Raw genomic sequence first — 21750 nt, forward strand, 5'->3', positions numbered from 1 at the left:
CCATGGCCACTTCAGAAGCTCCCTACGCCCGGAGTTGGCTCAGGCCGGCAACCTGGCACCTGCGCACCCGCCTGATTGCCCTGGCCATGGCCCTGCTTATCGCCATCTGCGGTGCCGTTGGCATCGTGAGCTACGCATCGATGGACGCCTTCCTGACCCGGCAGCTTGATGACCAGCTCAGCCAAGCCGCAAACCTTGCCGACAACCCCGGCCGCCCGCCGTTTGGCGGCTTCAACGGACGGGACCCCCTGGACGCCCGGGGCCAGAGAATCGGCACCGTGAACGCGAGCATCCGCAACGGCCAGGTGAGTTCCGGCGGCTTCCTCGCCTCTGACACCACCCGCCAGCCCTTGTCCACGGAGGACAAGGAGACGCTCCTTGCGCTCGACGCCAACTCCCGGCCCGTGGACCGTTCGATGTCCAGCGGTGATTACCGGCTGATCGCGGTCCAGACAAACTCCGGCGATGTCCTGGTCACAGGACTCCCCCTGGCTACCAAGGAAAGTACCCTCAGGTCCCTGGTGTGGACCTTCGTGTTCGTGTCGTTGGGCGGCCTGCTGCTGATCGGCCTCGTGGGGACCGTACTGATCCGCCGCACAATGAAACCCTTGGAACAGCTCTCCGAAGTTGCCACCAGGGTGTCTGAACTGCCCCTGGACGCCGGTGAGGTGGCGCTCGCCGTGCGGGTGCCGCCGTCGAACTCCAACCCCGGCACGGAGGTGGGCAGTGTGGGGCATGCACTGAACCTCATGCTGGACAACGTAGCCAGCGCCCTGGAAGCCCGGCAGAAGAGCGAAACCAAGGTGCGCCAGTTCGTGGCGGACGCCTCGCACGAGCTCCGCACCCCGCTGACCGCCATCCGCGGCTACACCGAGCTGATGCGGATGACGGAGGACTTCACTCCCGATGGGCAGAAATCGCTGGCCCGGGTCCAAAGCCAGTCCGAGCGGATGACGGCACTGGTGGAGGACCTGCTGCTCCTGGCGCGGCTGGATGAGGGCCAGCCGCTCAAGCTGGCCGAGGTGGACCTGACGCAGCTGGTGGTGGAAAGCGTCAGCGACGAAAAAGTCATGGCCCCGAGCCACACCTGGCGGCTGGATCTTCCTGCGGAGCCGGTGCTGGTCAACGGGGACGGCGCGCAGCTGCGGCAGGTACTCATGAACCTGCTGTCCAACGCCCGGAAACACACCCCTGCCGGAACCACCGTGGTGGCCGGCGTCGGTACGGCACCCGACGGCGCCGCCGTCGTGACGGTCACGGACGACGGCGGAGGCATTCCGGCTGACTTCGTGGACCACGTCTTTTCGCGCTTCGCCCGCGCAGACGCGGCCCGCAAGGGCAGCGGCGACCAGGCCGGCGCGGCCGTTGCCGAGGGCACCAGCGGGCTGGGCCTGTCCATTGTCCAGTCCATCGTGGAAGCCCACGGAGGGCGGGTAACGGTCACATCACGGCCGGGGATGACGGAGTTTGCGCTTCGCCTGCCGACCGTGGCCTGAATTCGCCAAGGCGACGCGCCGTCGTCGTGACGTCTGTTACCTAAATGTGACTTAAGCGCCGCTCTCCTGTACCGTCGATAGAGTGCGGTTCCCGTTCGGGCCGCATATCCGGATGACGCCAAGCTCTGCCACTTCCCGGATTTCGCTTGAACTGAGGCAGAGGCGGGGGACCCACGTCCCGGGCAACGCAGTACTGCCCTTGGGGTTAAGCCAGCACGTGTATTTGCCGTGCGGCCGGATGCCCTCATCCGAACCCGACAGCTAACTCCGCAGGTGTGAGAGGCGAAACAAACATGTCTAAATTCACGGTAAAACCGCGCCCAAAATCGGCCCCGAGCCACAGCGCGCAGCCTGAAACCCGCAAGAAGTCTTCCTTCGGCAAGCGCGCCGCGGTCCTCGCAGTCTCCGCAGCCATGCTGGTGGGCGTAGGCGCCGCAGGCCAGGCCACGGACGGCTTTTCCGGCGTGGCAGCTACCGGCTCCGAGTCCCCCGCTGCCACCGATTCCCAGATGAGCATCGAGAAGAGCGAAATCCGGTCTAACCCTGCGGCCTCGGCGCCCGCCGAACTCAAGGTGCAGCCCCAGGAGGCGGCACCGGCGCCCGCACCCGCTGCGGAACCTGCCCCGGCCGCAGCGCCCGCCCCGGCTCCTGCACCGGAACCGGCACCTGCTCCCGCACCGGAGCCTGCTCCCGCTCCCGCTCCCGCTCCCGAGCCTGCTCCCGTCGTCGCCGTCAACGATCCTGCCGGCGCACAGGCCTACGCGTCCGGCCAGCTGGCCAGCTACGGATGGGCGCAGGACCAGATGCAGTGCCTGGTCACCCTGTGGACTAAGGAATCCGACTGGACCACCACCGCCACCAACGCCAGCAGCGGCGCTTACGGCATCGTGCAGTCCCTCCCCGCCGAAAAAATGGCGAGCGCCGGCCCCGACTACCTGACCAACTACCGCACTCAGATCAACTGGGGCCTGAACTACATCAAGGAGCGTTACCAGTCCCCGTGTGGCGCCCTGAACTTCCACCTGGGCAACAACTGGTACTAAAAACCTTCACACGTTGAGGCCCTTTCGACCGGCCGCCGCCGAACCCTACCGGTTCAGCGGCGGCCGTCGTCGTATCTGCAGCCCTTCCTGCGAGGCACCAATTACCCCGTGCGTTAGGTAGCCATTTTTGGGATTGGCGCTAACGGCCACCGAGCGGTTTGGGGCTGGGACGTGCCGTTACCGTCCCGGAATGTACTGGACGGCCCAGCGGTTGCCGTCCGGGTCCGCGAAGTACACGAAGTGCCCCCAGTCCTGAACGTCCACATCGCTGACCGCCACCCCATTGTTCTTCAGGTGGTCGTGGGCGGCCTGGATGTCGCTGACCACCAGCTGCAGGTTGGAGCCGGTGCCCGGAGGAGCGTCAGTGAGGCCTTCCCCGATGCAGATGGAACACGCTGAACCGGGCGGGGTCAGCTGCACGAAGCGGATGGATTCCGACGGGCGTTCGTCGAAGTCGGCGTTGAAACCCACTTTATTAACGTAGAAATCCTTGGCGCGGTCCACATCGGACACGGGGACAAACACGAGTTCAAGTTTCCAGTCCATTGCCACAGGCTACGGCCGGGGACTTGTGCGCGGAAGGCTTGAACCTCAGCCGGCGATGCCGTACAGCCGGTCTCCCGCATCTCCAAGGCCGGGCACGATGTAGGACTTTTCGTTCAGCTTCTCGTCAATCGACGCAAGGACGATGTGCACGTTTGCCTCGCCCAGTTCCTCCTCCAGCTTGGCCAGGCCCTCCGGGGCCGCCAGCAGGCAGATGCACGTGACGTCCGACGCCCCGCGCTTGAACAGGAACTTGATGGCCTCGCGCAGGGTTCCGCCGGTGGCCAGCATGGGATCCAGAACGAAGACCTGCCGGCCGGTAAGGTCCTCAGGCAGGCGCTCGGCGTAGGTGATGATGTCCAGGGTTTCCTCGTCCCGGGCCATGCCCAGGAAACCCACTTCTGCAGTGGGGACCAGCTTGGTCATGCCCTCCAGCATGCCGAGGCCGGCGCGCAGGATGGGGACCACCAGAGGGGTGGGCTTGGTGAAGGCCGTGCCCACCGTGGTGCTGACCGGAGTCTCGATAGTGACCGGTTCGGTGCGAACCTCGCGCGTGGCCTCGTACGCCAGCAGTGTCACTAGCTCTTCGGTCAGCTGCCGGAACACGGGCGAAGGGGTGTTCTTATCCCGGAGGACAGTGAGCTTATGGGCGACCAGCGGGTGGTCCACAACGAGAGTGCGCATTGCTCAAAGCTATCATCCGGCGCTGTCCCTGCCGGAGTCCCCTACTCCGGGCTCCTGATGCCTGACGCGGCTGCCTGGATGCGCGCCTGGGTGAGTCCCGCCGCCGTGGTCCGTTCCGCCTAAGTGAGTCCCGCCGTCGTGGTCCGTTCCGCGGCCATGCGTTGCGCTGTCGTGGTGCATGGCGTCTGCGACGACATCGCGCACCACGGGACGCTCAAACGATGGCGCGGGCCCCGCGTGCTCCCGCCGCCGGATCAGATGGAACATCCGATGGGCCAGGATGACGAATCCGACCCAGGCCAGGCCCAGCGTCCAGCCGGCAATAACATCGGTCAACCAGTGGTGGCCCAGGAAAACCCTGCTCAGGCCCATGGACACAATGAAGACGGTACCCGCGGTGATGGCCGTGATGCGCGCGCTGAGGACCTGGAACTGCAGACAGATGATATACACCAGCACGCCGATCACCACCGTGGTGTTGAGGGTGTGCCCGCTGGGAAACGACGGTGAGTCTTCGTAGGGCGGAACAGCTTCGGAGTGGTCCGGCCGGGTCCGGCCCACCAGCCGCTTGCCCAGGGTGGTGGCCGCGGTGGAAACCGCAGCTGCACCGCCTACAAGGAGGAGCGGGCGCCACGACCTGCTGAGGAAGGTCAGCCACGCGGTGAGGAGCGTGGCGAGGATGGGCATGCCAATGCCGCCGCCAATGTTGGTGAAACCCGTGACGAACGCATCCAATCCGGGATTGCGCAGTGACTGGGCGTAGTCCAGGGCGGGGATATCAAGGCTCGCAAGGCCTTCATCATCCACCACGTCCGAATACACTTCGGCACCCAGGAGGGCCATGGCGACAATCAGGGTTCCGCCCACCGCCATGGTCAGCCACAAGGCGGCATACGGTTTGATCCAACGGTCCACGCGGTCCCGAACGGTACTCACGGCGCCTCCCCGGCATTCAGTACGCAGGCTTACTATCCCCCGAAACTATCATTGAGCCATGGTCTCCGCATCGAACAGTTACGACGAGTGGATGGGCCTCGCCCTGGCGGAGGCCCGCGCGGCGCTCGCTACCGGCGATGTCCCCATTGGCGCCGTGGTGCTGGGGCCCGACGGCGAGGTGCTGGGTTCCGGACGGAACCAGCGGGAAGAGCTTGGGGACCCCACCGCCCATGCCGAGGTTGTGGCCCTCCGCCAGGCTGCTGAGCGGCTGCGGGAACTGGCACGGCTCGCCGGCGGCCCGGACGACGGGTGGCGGTTGTCCGACTGCACGCTGGTGGTCACGCTGGAACCGTGCGCGATGTGCGCCGGCGCGATCGTCCTGGCCCGGATTCCCCGGGTGGTGTTCGGCGCCTGGGACGAGAAGGCGGGCGCCGCGGGGTCCGTGTTCGACATTCTCCGCGAGCGGCGGCTCAACCACTGGGTGGAGGTCTACCCGGGCATCCGGGAAGGCGAGAGCTCCGTGCTGCTGCGCGACTTCTTCGCGGATCACCGGACACGGTTGTAGCCGCACCGCTTCGGCTGGTGACCAGAGGCTTCCTTGGCCTTGCCCTGTTCGCGCTTTACTCGACGCCCGTCAGCGCACGCACGACGTTCCCGGCCGTCTCCTCCCACCCGGGCAGGAGGCCGCATGCTTCCAGGGCCCGGCTGCGCCATTCCTGCTGCAAAGCATGGTCCTCCAGCCATCGCCGAAGGGCCGTGCCGAGAACGGCTGCGTCCGCTTCGCCCCCGTGGGGCAGCGCAAGCGCCGCCCCCGGAAGGCGCGTGCCGGCGTCGGCATCCTTCAGCCCGGCCAGGTCCAGCGCTTCGACCGCACCGGTCCCCTGCCGGACCACCCCGGGAACGCCGCGGGCCAGCGACTCAGTGACCACCATGCCAAACGCTTCTTCGCGGGAGACAAGGAGGCTCAGGTCTGCACGGTTCCATTCCGCCTCAAGCGCATCCCCCGCCAGCTCCCCCGTTAGCTGCACTCTTCCTGCCAGCCCGCTGCGGGCGATGGCTTCCTTCACCAGCCTGGCGTAGGCCGGATCTGCCTGCTCCGATCCGACCAGCGAGGCCGTCCACTCCAAATCCTGGATGCCTTCGAGTGCTGCCACGGTGAGGAGTTGGTCCTTGTTGGGCAGCAGCGCCGCCACGGCGAGGAGGTGTGGAGGCCGGGAGCCTGTGGCGGGCGGGGCCGGATCGGCTCCCGGAAGGGCGACCCGGGCGTTGGGAAGGCCGCGCTCCTTCAGGATGGCGGCCGCACTGCTGCTGGTGCAGATGACACCCGACGCCGCACGGAGTGCCCTTGCTTCTTTCTGCAACGCTTCCCGGCCGGAAGTTTCCGGGACGGGCATATGCACCAGGACGAAGGTTCGCCGGCCCGCCTTGGCCGCGACTTCGAGCTCGTCCGGGGCGCCGACGGCGACGAGCCCGTCCACCAGCACCACGGCTGACTGTTGCTCTTGCCCTGATTCCCATGCGCCAAGAATGCTGCCGAACCGGCGTCGTTCCTTGGCGGAAGCGTGGGGCCAGTTCCCTTCGACCGGGAGCACGCATACTTCCCAGCCCAGGCTCTGCATTCCCTCTGCCAGCCTGGCGTTGTAGACGTTACCGCCGGAGCTGTGGCGAATGTTGGCGGGGACCAGCAACCGCACCACGGGCATGGGTCAGGCTTTGAGGTCCAGCGAGAACGTTGCCCAGGCATCCGGATTCTCGCGGAGGGTGACGTCGATCCCGTCCAGGTGGCGGCCGTCGTCGTCATCGCTGATTTTCTCCGCCACGGCCTGGGCAATGTACTGGGCGAGGGCCTCGGTGGTGCTGAGCTTGCCCTCGAAGTCCGGGTGCTCGTCCAGGTTCTTGTAGTTCAGTCCGTCAAGGACCTCCTCGATGACAGTTCCGGCGGCGCCGATATCCAGGACGATCGCGTTGTCATTCAGGGCACGACGGCGGAACGCCACCTCCGCGACGAACGTTGCGCCGTGCAGGCCCTGGGCAGGTCCGAACGCCTCACGCGGCAGGCTGTGGGCAATCATGAAGTGGCGGCGGACGGTCAGGCTGAACATGGATTACCTCTGGCTCTGTTTGGTGAAGTCGGTCTGGTGTGGTTAATCAGTGGGCGTGGCGTGTACCGGCTGCCGGGTTGTTCAGGCCGGTCTTCCGGGCTGGCGGGCAACGTCCTGCGGGTATTCGATGACGTGGCAGAGGGCTTCAAGGCTTCCATCGGACAGGCCCTGGACCACCTCCGGGAGGTCCTCGAAGGCCGACTGTCCGGTGAGGAACGCGTCGAAGACAGGGTCGGCGAGCAGCGAGACGGCCAGGTCGAGGCGGTCGGCGTTGGTCCGGCGGTGCCGGCGGGACCGGGCCACCATGCCCACCTGGCTTGCCCTGATCGAGAGCCTCCGGGCGTGGAAGTCCTCCCCCAGGGGCACGGTGACCTTCCGGTCGGCATACCAGGACATTTCGATGACGTCCCCGTCGTCGCCCACAAGCTGGAGGCTGCGTTCGAGGCCTGCCTGGGAAGCGGAGCAATGGATCACGATGTCGCAATCGTCAAGGGCGTCCTCGGGGCTCGTGAACCCGACGCCGATGGTGTCTGCCAGCTTCTTCCGTCCCGGATCCACGTCAACGAGTTGAAGACGCTGAAGCGGGAAGGTGCGCAGCAGGGTGGCCACCATCCCGCCCACCAGGCCCGCCCCGACGACGGCGACGCGGTCCCCCAGCTTCGGTTCGGCCTCCCACAGGGCATTGATGGCCGTTTCCACCGTTCCGGTGAGCACGGCTCGCTGTGACGGGACGCCGTCCGGAATTCTCGTGAGGGCGGCCACCGGAACAACGTACCGGTCCTGGTGCGGGCTGAGGCAGAAAACGCGCTGTCCCTTCCACTCGGCCGGGCCTTCCTCCACGACGCCGACCGACAGGTAACCGAACTTCACCGGGCCGGGGAAATCGCCCTCCTGGTGCGGGGCGCGCATCTCATCGGCAACCCTGGGCGGCACCGCGCCCCGGTGGACCACCATCTCGGTGCCCCTGCTGATACCGGAGTACAGTGCGCGGACCACGGCCTCGCCCGGCTTTGGAGCCGGCAAGTCCTCGGACCGGAGTTCGCCCTGTTCCTTCGCGGTGGTCCAGTAGGCGGTGGCGCGGTGCGGCAATTCTGAATTAGTCATCTTGCTGTCGAATCTATCGGGACGGGCGTTCGGGAGGAAGGTCCGACGGCGGGTGTCGCCATTTCAGCGGGTCCACGTCTGCGGGTTACGGGCAACCGGGAGAGGTCTGCTGGCGCTATTTCAACGTGCTGGCTTAGACGTCGGCACGGAAGCGTGCGCAGCATCAGATTTCTTACAGCTTTCAGCCCTGGCGGTCATGTGAGCGAGAGATCGTGTAGCCGGTGTTCCTGTTGCGGATCAGTGGGCAGCTCGAAGGGAGCCGCGTAGAAGACTTCCCAGAGCGGATCATCCGGGGAGAGATTGTCGGAGGCTACACGGTCTCCCCAAGCGAATTCTTCGTCCAGCAATTCGTCATCCGGTGGATCGGCAAGGAGGTATTCGGGGCAGACCGCAACGCCGGCAAGGATCCTTTGTTCCAGAGAGCCTGTCATGTGCAACGCGTCAGGGAGTCCGGGTGGCCAGTGTGGTTGTTGTGGGTCGGGGTGTTGGGCTGGGTAGTGGCGGCCGGTGGGGGAGGTCCAGCCGGGTGGTTCAGTCCCGGTTGCTGGTGTGGGGGTCCAGCCGCTGTTGTGTTTGAGGCGGTGATGTTTGGGGCAGAGTTGTGCCAGGTTGCTGACCCCGGTTGTCCCGTGGTGCTGCCAGGCGGTGAGGTGGTCGGTGTCGTTGTCTGTGCTGGGGTTGGTGCAGCCGGGGAAGGTGCAGTGCCCGTCGCGCATCCTGATCCAGCGTTTCATCGCCATCGTCAGCCGGTAACTGGTCCGGCCGATCTCCAGCGGTGCGCCGTCGCGGGGGTCGACGAGGACCCGGTAGAACGATGTGGCCCCGTCGGCGACGAGTTTCCGTGCCATGGCCGCCGAGATGGGCCCGTACCCGTCGAGGTCTGCCGGTTCTTCAGTGCTGCCCAACATTGTAAATATCGGAATGGTGACCAGCACGTCGGCTTTCGGCGCGGGGATCTTGCTGAGGTCAACGAAGTATGGGTCGGTCCCGTTGCCACTGGCACCGGGAAGACTATCGGCCCCGGATGCGCTGCCAGATCCTTCGCCACCGTCCAACCCGCCTGTGGCAGCGGCCCCGGTGTGGGCGCTCAAGAGGAGCGCTGCTGCGGTGTCCGGCCGCAACTGGGTGAGGGTGCGGGTCTCGCCGGGACCTCGGAGACCGCGGGCGATCGCAGTGGTCTTGTTCCAGATGGCGCAGGCGGTGTCCCCCGGCAGGATCAGGGTAATCGATGCCATCCCGTCGGCGTCGGGGCGGTATTCCATCCGCCGGTCCGCCACACACCTCGCATGCCGGGCTGCGAGGGAGGCGGGGTAGGTGCGTTCGCGCCAGGTCCTGACCTTCCGGCGGAACAGGTGCGCCACGAGATCACCGGGTGCCAACCCGCGGGCACGGTTAGGGGCGTCGGGGTCGAAGAAGTGCGCCACCAGCGCCTCAGCACTCTCGGTGGCGAGGCAGTCCGCTTCGTCGGCCACAATCACCGCATGCCGCCACGACATCAACCCAGAAGCCAGCGCACCCGCGACCGCCGGCATCGCACAGACTTTGCGTGACTGGCTGATGAACGCTGCCGCCGCGCCCGGGCTGAGCGTCAGGACCCCGGCGACCTCCGCCGTCGTGGACATCTCCACGAACGCCCGCTCCGCCCCTGTGGCGTCAGGCGGTGTCATCGCCTCCTGAAACTCCGCGAAATCCGTGGCGTCCGCTGCCATTCCGGCCGCGGCCTGGGCCGCCAACTGCTTCCAGAACGCCAGCCGCTGCAGCCGAAGCTCCGACTTCCGCTCCAACACATCAACCACTGAAGCTTCGCCTTCGGCGTCAGGATCTTGAGCGCAATCCACCTGCGCGTCCCTCAGGAAGAGCGCGTCGAGGCTGGCGACAGATGCCCGAAGACCATCCATCACCGCTGCCCCAACCACTGCGTTTCCCATAAAGGCATCATCGCGCGAGGGTCTGACATTCACAGTGAACCCGTTGGACCGTCGACGGCCCTTCTCCGAGCGTGCGCCAAGGCGTCGTTTTGGGGATGTGCGTCTTGCTCCGGTACCCTATTGAGGTTGGTGACGTGTCCGAGCGGCCGAAGGTGCAACACTCGAAATGTTGTTTGGTGTAAAAGCCAACGTGGGTTCAAATCCCACCGTCACCGCCATTTAGAAGGCCCCCGTTCCTCTCGAGGAACGGGGGCCTTCTGCGTTTCTGGAGTCACCGCGGCCCCCAATTTGTCGGCCCGAACATAGCCCACCGCGGGGCCCACCTGGCTGCCCAGCGGACACAAAACAAAGCGCCGGACGCAGGGGATCTCCCCGCGCCCGGCGCCCTGAGCCCGGCGGCTGTTACAGCCGGGTGTCGAAGGAATCGCAGAAAACGTTCTCGTTGAACGTGCCCTGGAATTCAGACTTGCCCTGGATCTTCGCCACGGCAGCCCGGATGGCCTCACGCGAGCCGGCGTGCGCGTGGATGGCGGTCTTCACCATCGGCACGTCAATCAGGTGGTTCGGCTGGTTCAGCGAGACAAACACCGTGGGGACCTCCGTGGCGTACCACGGAATCTCGGCCGCCATCGGTGAGGACCACTTGATCCGGATGGCTGCCTCCTGCGCGAAGCCCTTGACGTTGGCGAACACAAATGCGGCGTCGTACCTGTCTGCATAGTCCGCGGTGGCCTCTTCAGCCAGGACGGACATGAAGTTCACGCCGGTCTCCCCCGCGGCCTCGCGCTGCTCCGCGGTCCGGAACAGATCCACCTCGAAGCCCGCCGCAACAAGCTCTTCCTTCACCGTTTCCAGGTACGCCAGCGGATCGGCGCGGGTGAAATCGGCCCCGCCGGAGATGCCGTAGAGCCGAATCCGCGGATGCGTTTCGGGCGTGATGGGCAGGTTCCCGGCGGTGTCCTTAACCAAGGTGACGGTCTTGTCTGCCACCTCGGCCGCGATGGCACGGTGCGCGTCCGATCCGATCACGGAAAGAGCTGCGGCCGGCGGGACCAGTTCGTCCAGGGACTTCCGGTGCAGCCCCAGCGACGCCTTCAGCCCGAGGATCCGCCGCAGGGCATCGTGCAGCCGCTGTTCGGTGATGACGCCGGATTTGTAGCCGTCCAGCATGAACTGGAAGTCCTCGGCGGGGTTGCGGAAGAACAGGAACATGTCGCAGCCGGCCGCGATGGTTGCCGGCACCAGTTCCTTGCGCTTCTGCGCCTGCGTCAGGCCCACCATCTGGGAAGCATCGGTGAGCACCAGGCCGTTGAAGCCCAGCTCGCCGCGCAGCAGGTCCTGCAGCAGTTCCGGCGCCAGCGTCGCAGGCAGGATATCGGCGTCGGACAGCCCCGGACGGAAGTGCCGCGACACCTCCGGCGCCCCAATGTGGCCCACCATGATTGACTGCACGCCATGCCCGATCATCTCGCGGTACACATGCCCGTACGTCCGGTCCCATTCCTCGTAGGAGAAGGTGTTGTAGGACGTGACCACGTGCTGGTCGCGTTCGTCCACGCCGTCGCCCGGGAAGTGCTTCATGGCGCAGACTGTGGGCGATTCGCTGATGCCGTCGAAGTATTCCTTGGCGCGCTCCACCACGACCTCGGGCGTGTTGCCGAACGAGCGCGTGGAGATGACGGTGTTCCGCCAGTTGTAGTGGATGTCCACGATCGGCGCGAACGCCCAGTTGCAGCCGAGCGCCGCAGTCTCGACGCCGGCCACCTGGCCCATCTGGCGGGCAATGTCCTTGTCCGGGTGGGAGCCGGCCTGGAGGTGCGTAGAGACGAACGTGCCGTCGTCGCAACTTCCGGCCCCGCCCATTTCCGGGTTGGAGGCGATCAGCAGCGGCACCCGGGACTTCGACTGCGCGTAGCGGATGTGCTCCTGCACGGCGGCGGACGGACCGGGCCGGTAGCGCATTCCGCCTACGTGGTAGTTCTCCAGCACGCCGTCGAGGTATTCGGGCGAGTAGCCGTTGTTGTGGTTGATGAACAGCTGCCCGATCTTTTCCTCGAGCGTCATGGAGCTGATGGTTTCTTCCACCCAGGCCAGCGCACCGTCGTCGAGATTGAACGGCGCGGCGGAAAGGTCGACGTCGAACTGCCGCGGCCGCGTGCCCTCGCCACCCGCCGCAGGAGGTACGACGGCGGCAATATTGGCCAGTGCCGACGCCACCACTTCGTCCACGGGCGCAGCGATGTCGACGACGAACCCGGCTTCGTCCGCTCCGAGCGGTTCCAGCGTGGCGAGCTGGGAGTCCAGGAGTGCGGGCGGCATGAAATGCCCCGTCCGCCCTTCGGTGCGGGCCTTCAGGACATCCTTGCTGCCGTGCAGGTGCAGGAAGACCGTGTCCGGCGCCTGCTTGCGGACGGCGTCGCGGTAGCTGCGGCGCAGTGCGGAGCAGGCCAGGACCAGTCCCCCGTCGCCGGCGTTGGCCAGCTCGGCGCCGACTGTGGCGAGCCAGGGCCAGCGGTCCTCGTCCGTCAGCGGAGTTCCCGCAGCCATTTTGGCCACGTTCTCCACCGGATGGAGCGAGTCGCCGTCGAGGAACGGGACGCCGAGCTCGCGGGCCACGAGGTCGCCGATGGTGGTCTTTCCGCAGCCGGAAACACCCATGACAATGATGCTGTGCTTAGTCATTTCTGCTGCCTTACCGGTGGTGCCCGCGCTCACCAGTCATGCACCGTGCCGTCAACCAGGCGGTTGTACGGCAGGTAGGCCTGCTGGTACGGGAACGCCGCGGCGGCTTCCTCGTTGAATTCGACGCCGATGCCCGGCTCATCGCCCGGGTGCAGGTAGCCGTCCTTGAAGGTCATGGACTGGTGGAAGACCTCATTGGTCTTGTCCGAGTGCTGCATGTACTCCTGGATGCCGTAGTTGTGGATGGCGAGGCCCACGTGCAGCTGCGCGGCGAAGCCCACGGGAGAGATATCGGTGGGGCCGTGGAAGCCGGACTTGATCTGGTACTGGGCGGCGAAGTCCATGACCTTCTTCAGCGGGGAGATACCGCCGAAGTGGGGTGGATGCTGCACGGACGTAGTCGATCAGCTGTTCTTTGATGATGGTCTGGTAGTCGTACACGGTGTTGAAGATTTCACCGATGGCCAGCGGCGTGGTGGTGTGCTGGCGGACCAGGCGCAGGGCCTCCTGGTTCTCGGCAGGCGTGCAGTCCTCGAGCCAGAACAGGTCGTACGGTTCCAGCGCCTTGCCGAGCTTGGCGGCCTGGATGGGCGTCATCCGGTGGTGGCCGTCGTGCAGCAGCGGGATCTCCGGGCCGAACTCGTTGCGGACCGCCTCGAACACGCTGGGCAGGTGGCGCAGGTACGCGCGGGTGTCCCAGTCCTCCTCCACCGGGAACGCGCCGCGGCCGGCAGGCTCGTAGTCGTACCGTTCACCCGAGGCCTGTGCCTGGGCAGCCACGCCGTAGACGGCCTTGATGCCCGGGACAGCGGTCTGGATGCGGATGGACTTGTAGCCCAGTTCCAGGTGCTCACGAACAGAGTCAAACAGTGACGGAATGTCCGCACCCGAGGCGTGGCCGTAGGCACGCAGGCCGTTGCGGGACGCACCACCCAGGAGCTGGTAGACCGGCATCCCGGCCACCTTGCCCTTGATGTCCCACAAGGCCATGTCGACGGCGGCAATGGCCGCCATGGTGACGGGGCCCCGGCGCCAGTAGGAGGACCGGTACAGGAACTGCCAGGTGTCCTCGATCCGGTGCGGGTCCTTGCCGATCAGCAGCTGGGCAACGTGCTCCTTCAGGTACGCGGCGACGGCGAGTTCACGGCCGTTGAGGGTGGCATCACCAATGCCGGTCACACCGTCCTCGGTGGTGATCCGGAGCGTGACGAAGTTACGCGACGGGCTGGTGACGAACACTTCGGCGGCAATGATTTTCACAGCTGGTCCTTTCGAGCGGGGCGGGCCTGGAAGGCCGGGGTTGATGGGCCGGGTTTGGCGAACTGGTACTGGTGGGCTGCTGCCCCTATGGCGGGGCTAACTCTTGTGCGCTGCGGGTGACGGTGCGGCGGGGGCCGCAGACTGTTGGACGGAGCCGGCATCAGATGTGCCTTCAGGCTCCGCACGGCGTGCCGTGATGTCCCGGAGGATGCCTGCATGCATGTCGTCGGTGAGCGTGTAGCGGGACATCACCAGCACGGCCAGGAGGGTGAGGACGGCAGGGATTGCGCCTGCGGCCACCTGGATTCCGAACGCGGCCTCGGCGGTTTGCGCAGCCCCGGATTTGTAGCCGCCCAGGGCCAGGGCGTAGGCCGCCAGGGCACCGCCTACCGCCTGTCCGGTCTTGCGGGTGAAGGAGAAGAGCGCGTAGGTGATGCCCTCGGTGCGGACACCGGTCTTCCATTCGCCGTATTCCACGGTGTCCGCTTCAAGGGCCCACACCACGATGTTGACGGCCATGACGCCCACCAGGCTGACCACGAGCCCGCCAAAGCCGATCCAGGTCTGGCTGGCAGGTGCGAGGAAGATGATGATTCCGCCAACAATGGTGACAACCGAGGCGTAGATGTAGACATTCTTCTTGCCGATGGTGCGGACCAGCCGCGGCATGATGGCCGCCAGCACGAAGGTGAGAACCAGCTGCACGATGGAAAGGACGGGGTACAGGTCCAGCCGGCCCAGCACGTCCCGCAGGTAGTACAGCTGGACCGAGGTCAGGGCCAGGTAGCCGGAGAGGAACAGGAAGGAGCTCAGGCACAGCATCAACAGCGGCTTGTTGCCCTTCAGGGTGTCCACGCTCTGCTTGAAGGACACGTTCGGCACCGAACGGTGGACCCGCTCCTTGGCCGTGAAAACGGTGAAGAAGTACAGGGCGGCACCAATCACCACGAACGCGAGGGTGATGCCGGTAAAGGTCGCCTGCAGGTTGGCTCCGGGCTTGATCAGCGGGGCTACGAAGATGCCCAGGGACGAGCCCACCAGTGCAGCGCCGATCATGCGGGCGGAACCGAGCTTGGCCCGCTCCCCCGGATCCTGCGTCATGGCACCGGCCAACGAACCGTACGGGATGTTCACCAGGCTGTAGGCCAGGCCCAAAGCGGCGTAGGTGACGTAGGCGTAGAGGAGGGTGCCGGTTTCGCCGATCTGGGGCACGGAGAACGTAGCAACGCTGAGCAGGAGCAGCGGGATGGAACCGAACATGATGAACGGACGGAACTTGCCGAACCGCTTACTGAAGGTCCTGTCGACAATCCGTCCGGCGAAGACGTCCGCGAAGGCATCGAAGATCCTGACGGCCAACAGGAGCGTTCCTGCGGCTGCCGCCGAAATCCCTGCAACATCCGTGTAGTAGACCAGCAGGAACATGGTGGCAGTGGTGAATGCCAGGTTATTGGCGGCATCGCCGGCGCCATAGCCGACGATGCTGAGCCTGTTCAGCTTCTTCACGAGGGGCTCCTTTACCCACTGCCGCGAGGCAGCACATTGATTAAGTCTGGTTGTAATCCTAGTCACTTGGCAAGACAATGGCAAGCGGTTGCCATGGGCTTTTGCACCGCAGAATTATGTTGCGCACGGCGGGGGCAGGACCCAGTGCGCATCACGGAAACGACGCCGGCCCGCGCACGCAAAACTGCCCGGACGCACGGGGGCGTCCGGGCAGTTCCGTAGGGCAGGCGGCGCGGCCGCCGGGCCAACGGGCAAGCCGAAGGAGACCTACTCCCCTTGGCGGGCGAAGGTTCCCGCGAGTCCGGCCACGAGTTCCACCACGGCGCCATCATGCGAGAGCGGGACGCTCAGCAGTGCCAGCAGTGCTTGTACCCGGTCCACTCCAGCCAACGCACAGGCGGCTGCGATGTCATCTGACAGCGGGTCCTGTACAGTCCGGCCGTCGCCGGTTGCATCGACGCAGAAAGCAACCCACGCCGCGATCATGGCGGCCGCGCCCTCACCGGACCTCCCGCCGTCGCGCTCAGCCATCAGGACGGGAACGGCGCGCATCCGCAGCTTGGTGCTGCCGTCCATGGCGATCTGGGTGAGGTGGTGCGCAATCCGCGCATTGCGGAACCGCGCCAGGAGCTGCTCCCGGTAGGCCGGAATCTGGAGGTCGGCACCGTGGGCTGCCGCGCCCGAGAGGTTGGCCTCCGCTTCGTTCCAGAAACGTTCGACGGCGGCCAGGCACACCGGGTCTGCCAGGGCTTCGGCAACCGTTGCGTGCCCGCGGAGCTGGCCGGCGTAGGCCAGCAGCGAATGGGCGCCGTTCAGCAGCCAGAGCTTGCGGTTCTCGTACGGTTCGATCTCGTCGACGAAGACGGCCCCGGCGTCCTCCCAGCGCGGGCGTCCCGCCGGGAAGTCACCGCTGAGGACCCAGTTGCGGAACGGCTCGGCCACCACCGGCGAGTTATCGATGTAGCCGCAGGCGGCTGTGACGGATTCGACGTCGGCATCGGTGGTCCGGGGGGTAATGCGGTCCACGGAGGTGCTGACGAAGCTGATGTTTTCCACGATCCAGGCAGCGAGCTGCGGATCCCAGGCCTCCGCCATGCCCACTACCGCGGTGCGGGCCACGGTGCCGTTGTTGGAGAGGTTGTCGCAGCAGACGACGGCGAGCGGTCCGGCGCCGCCAGCCTTGCGGGCGGCGAGTGCCCGGACCAGGCGGCCCACCGGAGTGGCCGGCCGGCCGGCGGGCCCGGCTGCGAGTTCCTGGAGGTCTGCGGCGACGCCCGGGGCTTTCCGGTCCAGCTGGCCGTCGGCACCGAGTCCATAGGCGGCCTCGGTGATGGTCAGCGTGACGACGGCGGTGCCGGCGGCGGCGATCAGCGCCGTGAGGCGGCCGGCGTCGGCCCCGTTCACCGCTTCGACGATGCTGCCAACGACTTCGAAGGTGTCGCCGGCGTCCCCGCGCTCAACCACCGTGTACAGGCCATCCTGCTGTGACAGGGCCTCCGCTGCGTCCGGGCGGCGTCCGGTGAACGCTGCGATCCCCCACTCGGCGGCATCCCCGGCGTGCTGCGTGTACCAGGCCTGGTGCGAACGGTGGAAAGCGCCAAGGCCCAGATGGACGATCCTGGCGGGCGCCTTGGGCGCGGGCCGCAGGGTCCGGCTGAGCTGCGCGACGGAAGGTGACGCGGCCCCGCGATGGGCAGCGGCGGCCCCGGACGGTCCGGCGGCAATCTTTTCGATGGTCACAGCTTGAAGACCCTTCGCGGGGAGCCGTCAACGATGTCGACGATGAGCTCATGGGCGCGCTCCTCGGTTACCCGGTGCTCGGCCACCAGGCGGGCCAGGAAGGAGGCCTCGATCCGGCGCGAGGCGTCATGCCGGGCGGGAATGGAGCAGAAGGCGCGCGTGTCATCGATGAAGCCGGACGAGCGGGAGAAGCCGGCCGTCTCGGTCACGGCAGAGCGGAAGCGGAGCATGGCGTCCGGGGCATCGAGGAACCACCACGGTGCACCGAGGAACACTGACGGATAGAACCCGGCCAGCGGCGCCAGTTCCCGGGAGAAGACCGTCTCGTCCATGGTGAACAGCACCAGGTGGAAGTCCTTGGCGGTGCCGAAATCCTGCAGCAGCGGCCGAACCGCTTCGGTGTAGTCGATGGCGAAGGGAATGTCGTGGCCGCTGTCCGCGCCGTAAGCATTGAAGGTGGGTTCGTGGTGGTTGCGGAAGGAGCCGGGGTGGATGGTCATCACCAGCCCGTCCTCGACGGACATCCGGGCCATCTGGTACATCATGTGCGCTTCAAAGTCCTCGCGGTCCTGCGCCGTGGCCTTGCCGGAGCGGGCAACGTCGAACAGGCGGGACGCTTCGGAGTCGCTGAGCTTGAGGGTTCGCGGCGTGCGGACGCCGTGGTCCGCGGAGACGGCGCCGTTGTCCACGAAGTAGCGGCGGCGGTTCTCGAGGGCGGTGAGGTAAGCGCCGTAGCCCGTGCCGCCGTCACCCGCTGCGGCAATGAGCCGCTCCACGTTGTCCTGCCACTGCGGGTGCGCGATGTTCAGGTACTGGTCCGGCCGGAACGTGGGCAGGACGCGGCCGTGGAAGGACGGATCCGCGGCGATTGCCTGGTGGCTGGACAAGGTGTCCAGCGGGTCATCGGTGGTGGCGAGCACCTCGATGTTGAAGTCCTTGAAAAGCTCGCGGGGCCGGAAGCCGGGTTCCTGGAGGCGGGCGGAGATGGCGTCGTAGCTGGCATCGGGGTCCGCGGCGTCCGGCTCTTCCCGGAGGCCGAAGACGCTCTGGAACTGGGTACGCAGCCAGTAGCCGGAGGCAGTGCCCTCGAACAGCGGCCAGGCCTTGCAGAACTCGCGCCACACGGTGCGGGCATCCGGAACCGCGCTGGGGTCGCCCTGGGCACCCGACTGGGGCCGCAACAGGCCCTGGTCAACACCGCTGGCGTGGATCAGGCGCGTGACGTAGTGATCCGGGCTGACCAGCAGCGCTGCCGGGTCAGGAAAGGCGGTGTTGTGCTCGATGACGGCGGCGTCAACGTGGCCGTGGGGGGAAATGATGGGCAGGTCCTGGACGCGTTCCAGCAGGCCGCGGGCGATGCTCCGCGTTCCGGGGTCAGCGGGCAGGAGCCGGTCGGGGTGGGAAGCAATGGACTGTGACATAGATCAATGATCGTTTTGGCAACCGGCGTTTGTCAACCGGTTGCCAAAAATTGCCATTTAGGTGGCGCAGGATCTCAGGCGGGGTGGCCCGATGCCAGGAGCCTGCCGCTGGAACCACGCAGCACCAGCTCGGTTTCCACCTGCAGCGCCGGGGACACTTCCTCCGCGCCGTGCAACACCTCCAGCAGCAAGGTTGCCGCCTCGGTGCCGCAGGCCGTCATCGGCGACCTGATGGTGGTCAGCGCCGGGGTGGTGAAGTCAGCGCCGAAAATATCGTCGAAGCCCACAATGCTGATCCGGTCCGGAACCTGCACGCCCGCGGCCTGCAGCTCCTGCATCAGGCCAATGGCCAGGAGGTCGTTGTACGTCATCACTGCCGTGGCACCGCTGGCGACGACGTCGCGCGCAACCTGCCTGCCGCCGTCGACCGTTGGCTTGGAGGAAGGAAGCTGGACGCACTCCAGGTGGGACCACTCGCACGCAGCCTTAACGCCTTCCCAGCGGCGGGTGGTCATCCAGGACTGCGGCGGCCCGGCCACGTAGGCAACCTTCCGGTGGCCGTTGGCGGCAAGGTTCCGCACGGCTTCGCCAATGCCCTTGTTCACATCCGGAACCACCGAGGGGACGCCGTCCACCTGGCGGTTGATCACCACCACGGGCTTCTCCCGGGCCAGTTCGCGGATGCGGGCATCGTCCATGCGGGGGCTGGCCAGGATGAGGCCGTCCACCGTGGTCAGCATGCGTCGCGCCGCCGTCAGTTCGGTGTCCGCGGATTCGGCCGACTCGGCGAGCATCAGGGTGTAGTCGCGGGCAGTGGCCGTGGATTCAGCGCCGCGGATGATGCCGAAGAACGTGGGGTTGGTGATGTCGGCGACGATGAGGGCCAGGGTGTTGGTGCGGCCGGTGGGCAGGGCGCGGGCGAAGGGGTTGACCCGGTACTCGAGCTGGGCTGCCGCGTCCTCGATCAGCTTCTGGGTCTTGGCGCTGACCCGGCCAGGCTTGCTGAGGGCACGGGAAACCGTGGAGGGGTTCACGCCCGCCAGCTTGGCAATGTCGTAGATGGTGGCGCTCGATTTTCCGCTGCGGACCGGTTTCCGGGCTTCGGCGGATGAGTCGGAAAGGTCCTGCGTCCTGGATTCGCTCACTGCCCCATCCTAACGAGGGAAGGACCGGAAATGGCCAGCGGTTGCCCTGCTGTTGCAGGGTGCAACCACTGGCCATCCCGGCCGGTCAGCTCCGCTCGGGGAACTGGCCTTCGGCGGCGATCCGCTTGTTCAGCTCGGCAAGGAACACGTCCTCGTCGAAGTCCAGGCCCACTTCGGTGCCGGTCCAGCTGGAGAGGTGGATGGCGTTGGCAAGGCGGACACCGTTGATGCCGTCCGAACCGGGGGCCAGCAGCGGCGTGCCGTCCAGGATGTTGGCGGCGAAGTTTTCCAGGACGCCGGCGTGCTGGCCGCCCCAGACGGATTCGAACTCGATGACCTCGGTGGTGTAATACTCCTCGGGCTTCAGCTGGCCCATGAAGAGCTTGCGGACATCATCCATGCCCATGCCGTCGCTGAGTTCACGCTCGGGCTTGTCCAGGCGCGTGACAGTGGCAGTCTTGGAGCCTTCGACCACGATCTTGCCCTGGTCGCCCAGGATCTCGAAGCGGTCGGTGCCGGTGAGGTCGTGCGTGGCGGTGACGAACACGCCGGTGGCGCCGTCGCCGTAGTCAACCACCGCGGTGACCTCGTCCTCGACGGCGATGTCCCGGCGGAAGCCGTAGGCCACCTTGGCGTAGACGGACTTGGGCACACCGCAGATCCACTGCCACAGGTCCAGCTGGTGGGGAGCCTGGTTGACCAGGACGCCGCCGCCCTCGCCGCCCCAGGTGGCCCGCCAGGCGCTGGAGTTGTAGTACCCCTGCGGACGCCACCAGGTGGTGATGATCCAGTTGGTCCGGCGGATGGCACCGATCTCGCCGTTGTCCACGATCTCCTTGATCTTGCGGTACAGCGGGTTGTTGCGCTGGTTGAACATGATGGCGAAGGAGAGTTCCGGCTTGGACGCCGCGAATTCGTTCAGTTCCTTGACCTGCTTGGTGTAAACGCCGGCGGGCTTTTCCACCAGGGCGTGGATGTTGCGCTGCAGCGCTGCGATGCCCATTTCGGGGTGGAGGTAGTGCGGGACGCAGGTAACGACGGCGTCCACGTCACCGCTGTCGAGCATGGCGATGTAGTCATCGTGGAAGGGGACGCCCGGGTAGGTTGACGCGGCGAGTTCCTTTTTGGCGGGGTCCGTGTCGCAAATTGCCGCGATTTCCATATTCGGCACCAGTCCGTCGGTGATGAACTTGGCGTAGGCGCCGCCCTGCTGGCCCAGGCCGATGATGCCGAGGCGTACTTTCTTGCTCATGTGGTTGTACTCCGTTTGTTCGTTCGAAAATTAGAAGAGGTCCGCGTGGCCCATGGCGGCAAGGTTGTCGTAGGAGGTCTGGAGGGCGTCCCACACGGTGCGGCCGTACAGCTCGTCCTGTTCCACCAGCAGGTACTGGGCACCGGCTTCGACGGCGGCGGGAACGATGGAGGGGAAGTCCAGGTTGCCCTCGCCCACCTCGGCGAACTGGACCACGTTCTTGAATTCCGCCATGAAGCCGGGGAAATCACCCTTCTCCAGCAGCCCGAACGATGATTCCGGCATCTGTCCGATCCGGTAGTCCTTCAAGTGCACCATGGCCGTGCGTCCGGCGTACTTTTCCAGCGTGCGGACGGGGTCGAGGCCGCCGCGCTGGACCCAGTGGACGTCGATTTCCATGCCCATGGCCGGGGAGTTGTCCGCGATGATGTCCAGCATGTACTTGCCGTCAAACTTCGCAAACTCGATGTGGTGGTTGTGGTAATACAGGCTGATGCCGTGTTCCTGGAGCCGTTCCGCATACCCATTGGCTTGCTTGGCAAAGTCCACCACGGCGTCCAGTGACTTCATGGCGGGAAAGGGCAGCATGCCGATCCGCAGCAGTGAGGTGTCCAGCCGTTTGGCGTCGTCCACGATCTTGTCGAAATTCTCCGCCAGCGACTCCACCGGCATGCCCTTCCGGCCTTCAACATTGACGGACAGTGCTGCGATGTCCATGCCGAGTTCGCTGCGGGACCGGTCCAGTTCTGCCACGTTCTCCGGTGTCATGGGGATCTGCGAGATCTCCACCGCGTTGTAGCCGATCGCACTGACCTTGCGCAGCGTCTCGAACGCCCCGATGTCCGCGAAGCTGTCCTTGAGCATCATGGCTTGTACGCCTATTTTGGCCACGTCATTCCTCCGTTGTT

General features: G+C 66.1%; 17 protein-coding genes, 1 tRNA gene, 1 pseudogene and 1 riboswitch. Of the genes and pseudogenes, 4 read left to right on the forward strand and 15 right to left on the reverse strand.

Going from position 1 to position 21750, the window contains the following annotated elements; translation table 11 throughout:
* The first annotated feature begins 2 nt into the window (after window positions 1–2).
* Together OVA06_RS14650 and OVA06_RS14655 are read left to right on the forward strand one after the other, a co-directional pair.
* Window positions 3–1496, forward strand: a complete 1494-nt coding sequence (locus tag OVA06_RS14650; protein WP_268159273.1) for a sensor histidine kinase — start codon at window positions 3–5, stop codon at window positions 1494–1496.
* Window positions 1497–1629: 133 nt separating this feature from the next.
* Window positions 1630–1787: riboswitch (cyclic di-AMP (ydaO/yuaA leader) on the forward strand.
* A 2-nt stretch (window positions 1788–1789) separates the two neighbouring features.
* Entirely contained in the window at window positions 1790–2539 is a 750-nt protein-coding gene (locus OVA06_RS14655; RefSeq protein WP_268159275.1) for a hypothetical protein, read from the forward strand.
* A 177-nt stretch (window positions 2540–2716) separates the two neighbouring features.
* Here OVA06_RS14655 and OVA06_RS14660 read toward each other — a convergent pair whose 3' ends face one another.
* From OVA06_RS14660 to OVA06_RS14670, 3 genes are read right to left on the reverse strand one after another with little or no spacing between them, the layout of a single operon-like run.
* Complete coding sequence (locus OVA06_RS14660; RefSeq protein WP_268159277.1) at window positions 2717–3085, reverse strand: glyoxalase superfamily protein; 369 nt, start codon at window positions 3083–3085, stop codon at window positions 2717–2719.
* A gap of 45 nt (window positions 3086–3130) precedes the next feature.
* Window positions 3131–3766 carry a uracil phosphoribosyltransferase gene (upp, locus tag OVA06_RS14665; protein ID WP_056076631.1) on the reverse strand — a complete coding sequence of 212 codons (636 nt, stop codon included), beginning with the start codon at window positions 3764–3766 and terminating at the stop codon, window positions 3131–3133.
* Window positions 3767–3778: 12 nt separating this feature from the next.
* Window positions 3779–4702, reverse strand: a complete 924-nt coding sequence (locus OVA06_RS14670) for a phosphatase PAP2 family protein (RefSeq protein WP_268159279.1) — start codon at window positions 4700–4702, stop codon at window positions 3779–3781.
* A 58-nt stretch (window positions 4703–4760) separates the two neighbouring features.
* Between OVA06_RS14670 and OVA06_RS14675 the strand changes: the two genes are divergently transcribed.
* Window positions 4761–5267: a nucleoside deaminase gene (locus tag OVA06_RS14675; protein WP_268159281.1), complete on the forward strand. Its 507-nt coding sequence runs from the start codon at window positions 4761–4763 to the stop codon at window positions 5265–5267.
* A gap of 55 nt (window positions 5268–5322) precedes the next feature.
* Here the strand turns inward: OVA06_RS14675 and OVA06_RS14680 are convergent, their stop codons facing one another.
* From OVA06_RS14680 to OVA06_RS14695, 4 genes are all read right to left on the reverse strand, one after another.
* On the reverse strand, window positions 5323–6405 hold the full coding sequence (locus OVA06_RS14680) for a glycosyltransferase family 4 protein (RefSeq protein ID WP_268159283.1): 1083 nt from the start codon (window positions 6403–6405) through the stop codon (window positions 5323–5325).
* 3 nt (window positions 6406–6408) lie between these two features.
* The gene (locus OVA06_RS14685) at window positions 6409–6804 is read right to left on the reverse strand and encodes a 6-pyruvoyl trahydropterin synthase family protein (protein ID WP_056076637.1); all 396 of its coding nucleotides are present in this window, start codon (window positions 6802–6804) and stop codon (window positions 6409–6411) included.
* Between the two features lie 81 nt (window positions 6805–6885).
* On the reverse strand, window positions 6886–7908 hold the full coding sequence (locus tag OVA06_RS14690) for a zinc-dependent alcohol dehydrogenase (RefSeq protein WP_268159285.1): 1023 nt from the start codon (window positions 7906–7908) through the stop codon (window positions 6886–6888).
* 194 nt (window positions 7909–8102) lie between these two features.
* Window positions 8103–9836 carry an HNH endonuclease signature motif containing protein gene (locus OVA06_RS14695; protein WP_268159287.1) on the reverse strand — a complete coding sequence of 578 codons (1734 nt, stop codon included), beginning with the start codon at window positions 9834–9836 and terminating at the stop codon, window positions 8103–8105.
* 128 nt (window positions 9837–9964) lie between these two features.
* Between OVA06_RS14695 and OVA06_RS14700 the strand changes: the two genes are divergently transcribed.
* Window positions 9965–10054, forward strand: a tRNA-Ser gene (locus tag OVA06_RS14700).
* Between the two features lie 184 nt (window positions 10055–10238).
* On the opposite strand, the gene OVA06_RS14705 is transcribed toward OVA06_RS14700, so the two are convergent.
* The 8 genes and pseudogenes from OVA06_RS14705 to OVA06_RS14740 form a co-directional block, all read right to left on the reverse strand.
* Window positions 10239–12518, reverse strand: a complete 2280-nt coding sequence (locus OVA06_RS14705; protein ID WP_268159289.1) for a gluconokinase, GntK/IdnK-type — start codon at window positions 12516–12518, stop codon at window positions 10239–10241.
* A gap of 29 nt (window positions 12519–12547) precedes the next feature.
* Window positions 12548–13778: pseudogene (gene manD / locus OVA06_RS14710) on the reverse strand (D-mannonate dehydratase ManD).
* Between the two features lie 96 nt (window positions 13779–13874).
* Window positions 13875–15284 (reverse strand): glucuronide transporter, encoded by a 1410-nt coding sequence (gene uidB, locus OVA06_RS14715; protein WP_268159291.1) that lies wholly within the window; start codon window positions 15282–15284, stop codon window positions 13875–13877.
* A gap of 267 nt (window positions 15285–15551) precedes the next feature.
* Entirely contained in the window at window positions 15552–16931 is a 1380-nt protein-coding gene (locus OVA06_RS14720; protein ID WP_268160806.1) for a mannitol dehydrogenase family protein, read from the reverse strand.
* 89 nt (window positions 16932–17020) lie between these two features.
* Entirely contained in the window at window positions 17021–18445 is a 1425-nt protein-coding gene (uxaC, locus tag OVA06_RS14725; RefSeq protein ID WP_268159293.1) for a glucuronate isomerase, read from the reverse strand.
* Between the two features lie 74 nt (window positions 18446–18519).
* Window positions 18520–19590, reverse strand: a complete 1071-nt coding sequence (locus OVA06_RS14730; protein ID WP_268159295.1) for a LacI family DNA-binding transcriptional regulator — start codon at window positions 19588–19590, stop codon at window positions 18520–18522.
* Window positions 19591–19675: 85 nt separating this feature from the next.
* On the reverse strand, window positions 19676–20842 hold the full coding sequence (locus tag OVA06_RS14735; RefSeq protein ID WP_261620881.1) for a Gfo/Idh/MocA family protein: 1167 nt from the start codon (window positions 20840–20842) through the stop codon (window positions 19676–19678).
* A gap of 30 nt (window positions 20843–20872) precedes the next feature.
* Window positions 20873–21733 carry a sugar phosphate isomerase/epimerase family protein gene (locus OVA06_RS14740; protein ID WP_261620882.1) on the reverse strand — a complete coding sequence of 287 codons (861 nt, stop codon included), beginning with the start codon at window positions 21731–21733 and terminating at the stop codon, window positions 20873–20875.
* Between the last annotated feature and the right edge of the window lie 17 nt (window positions 21734–21750).

Source organism: Pseudarthrobacter sp. SL88, assembly GCF_026672455.1.
Lineage (GTDB): Bacteria > Actinomycetota > Actinomycetes > Actinomycetales > Micrococcaceae > Arthrobacter.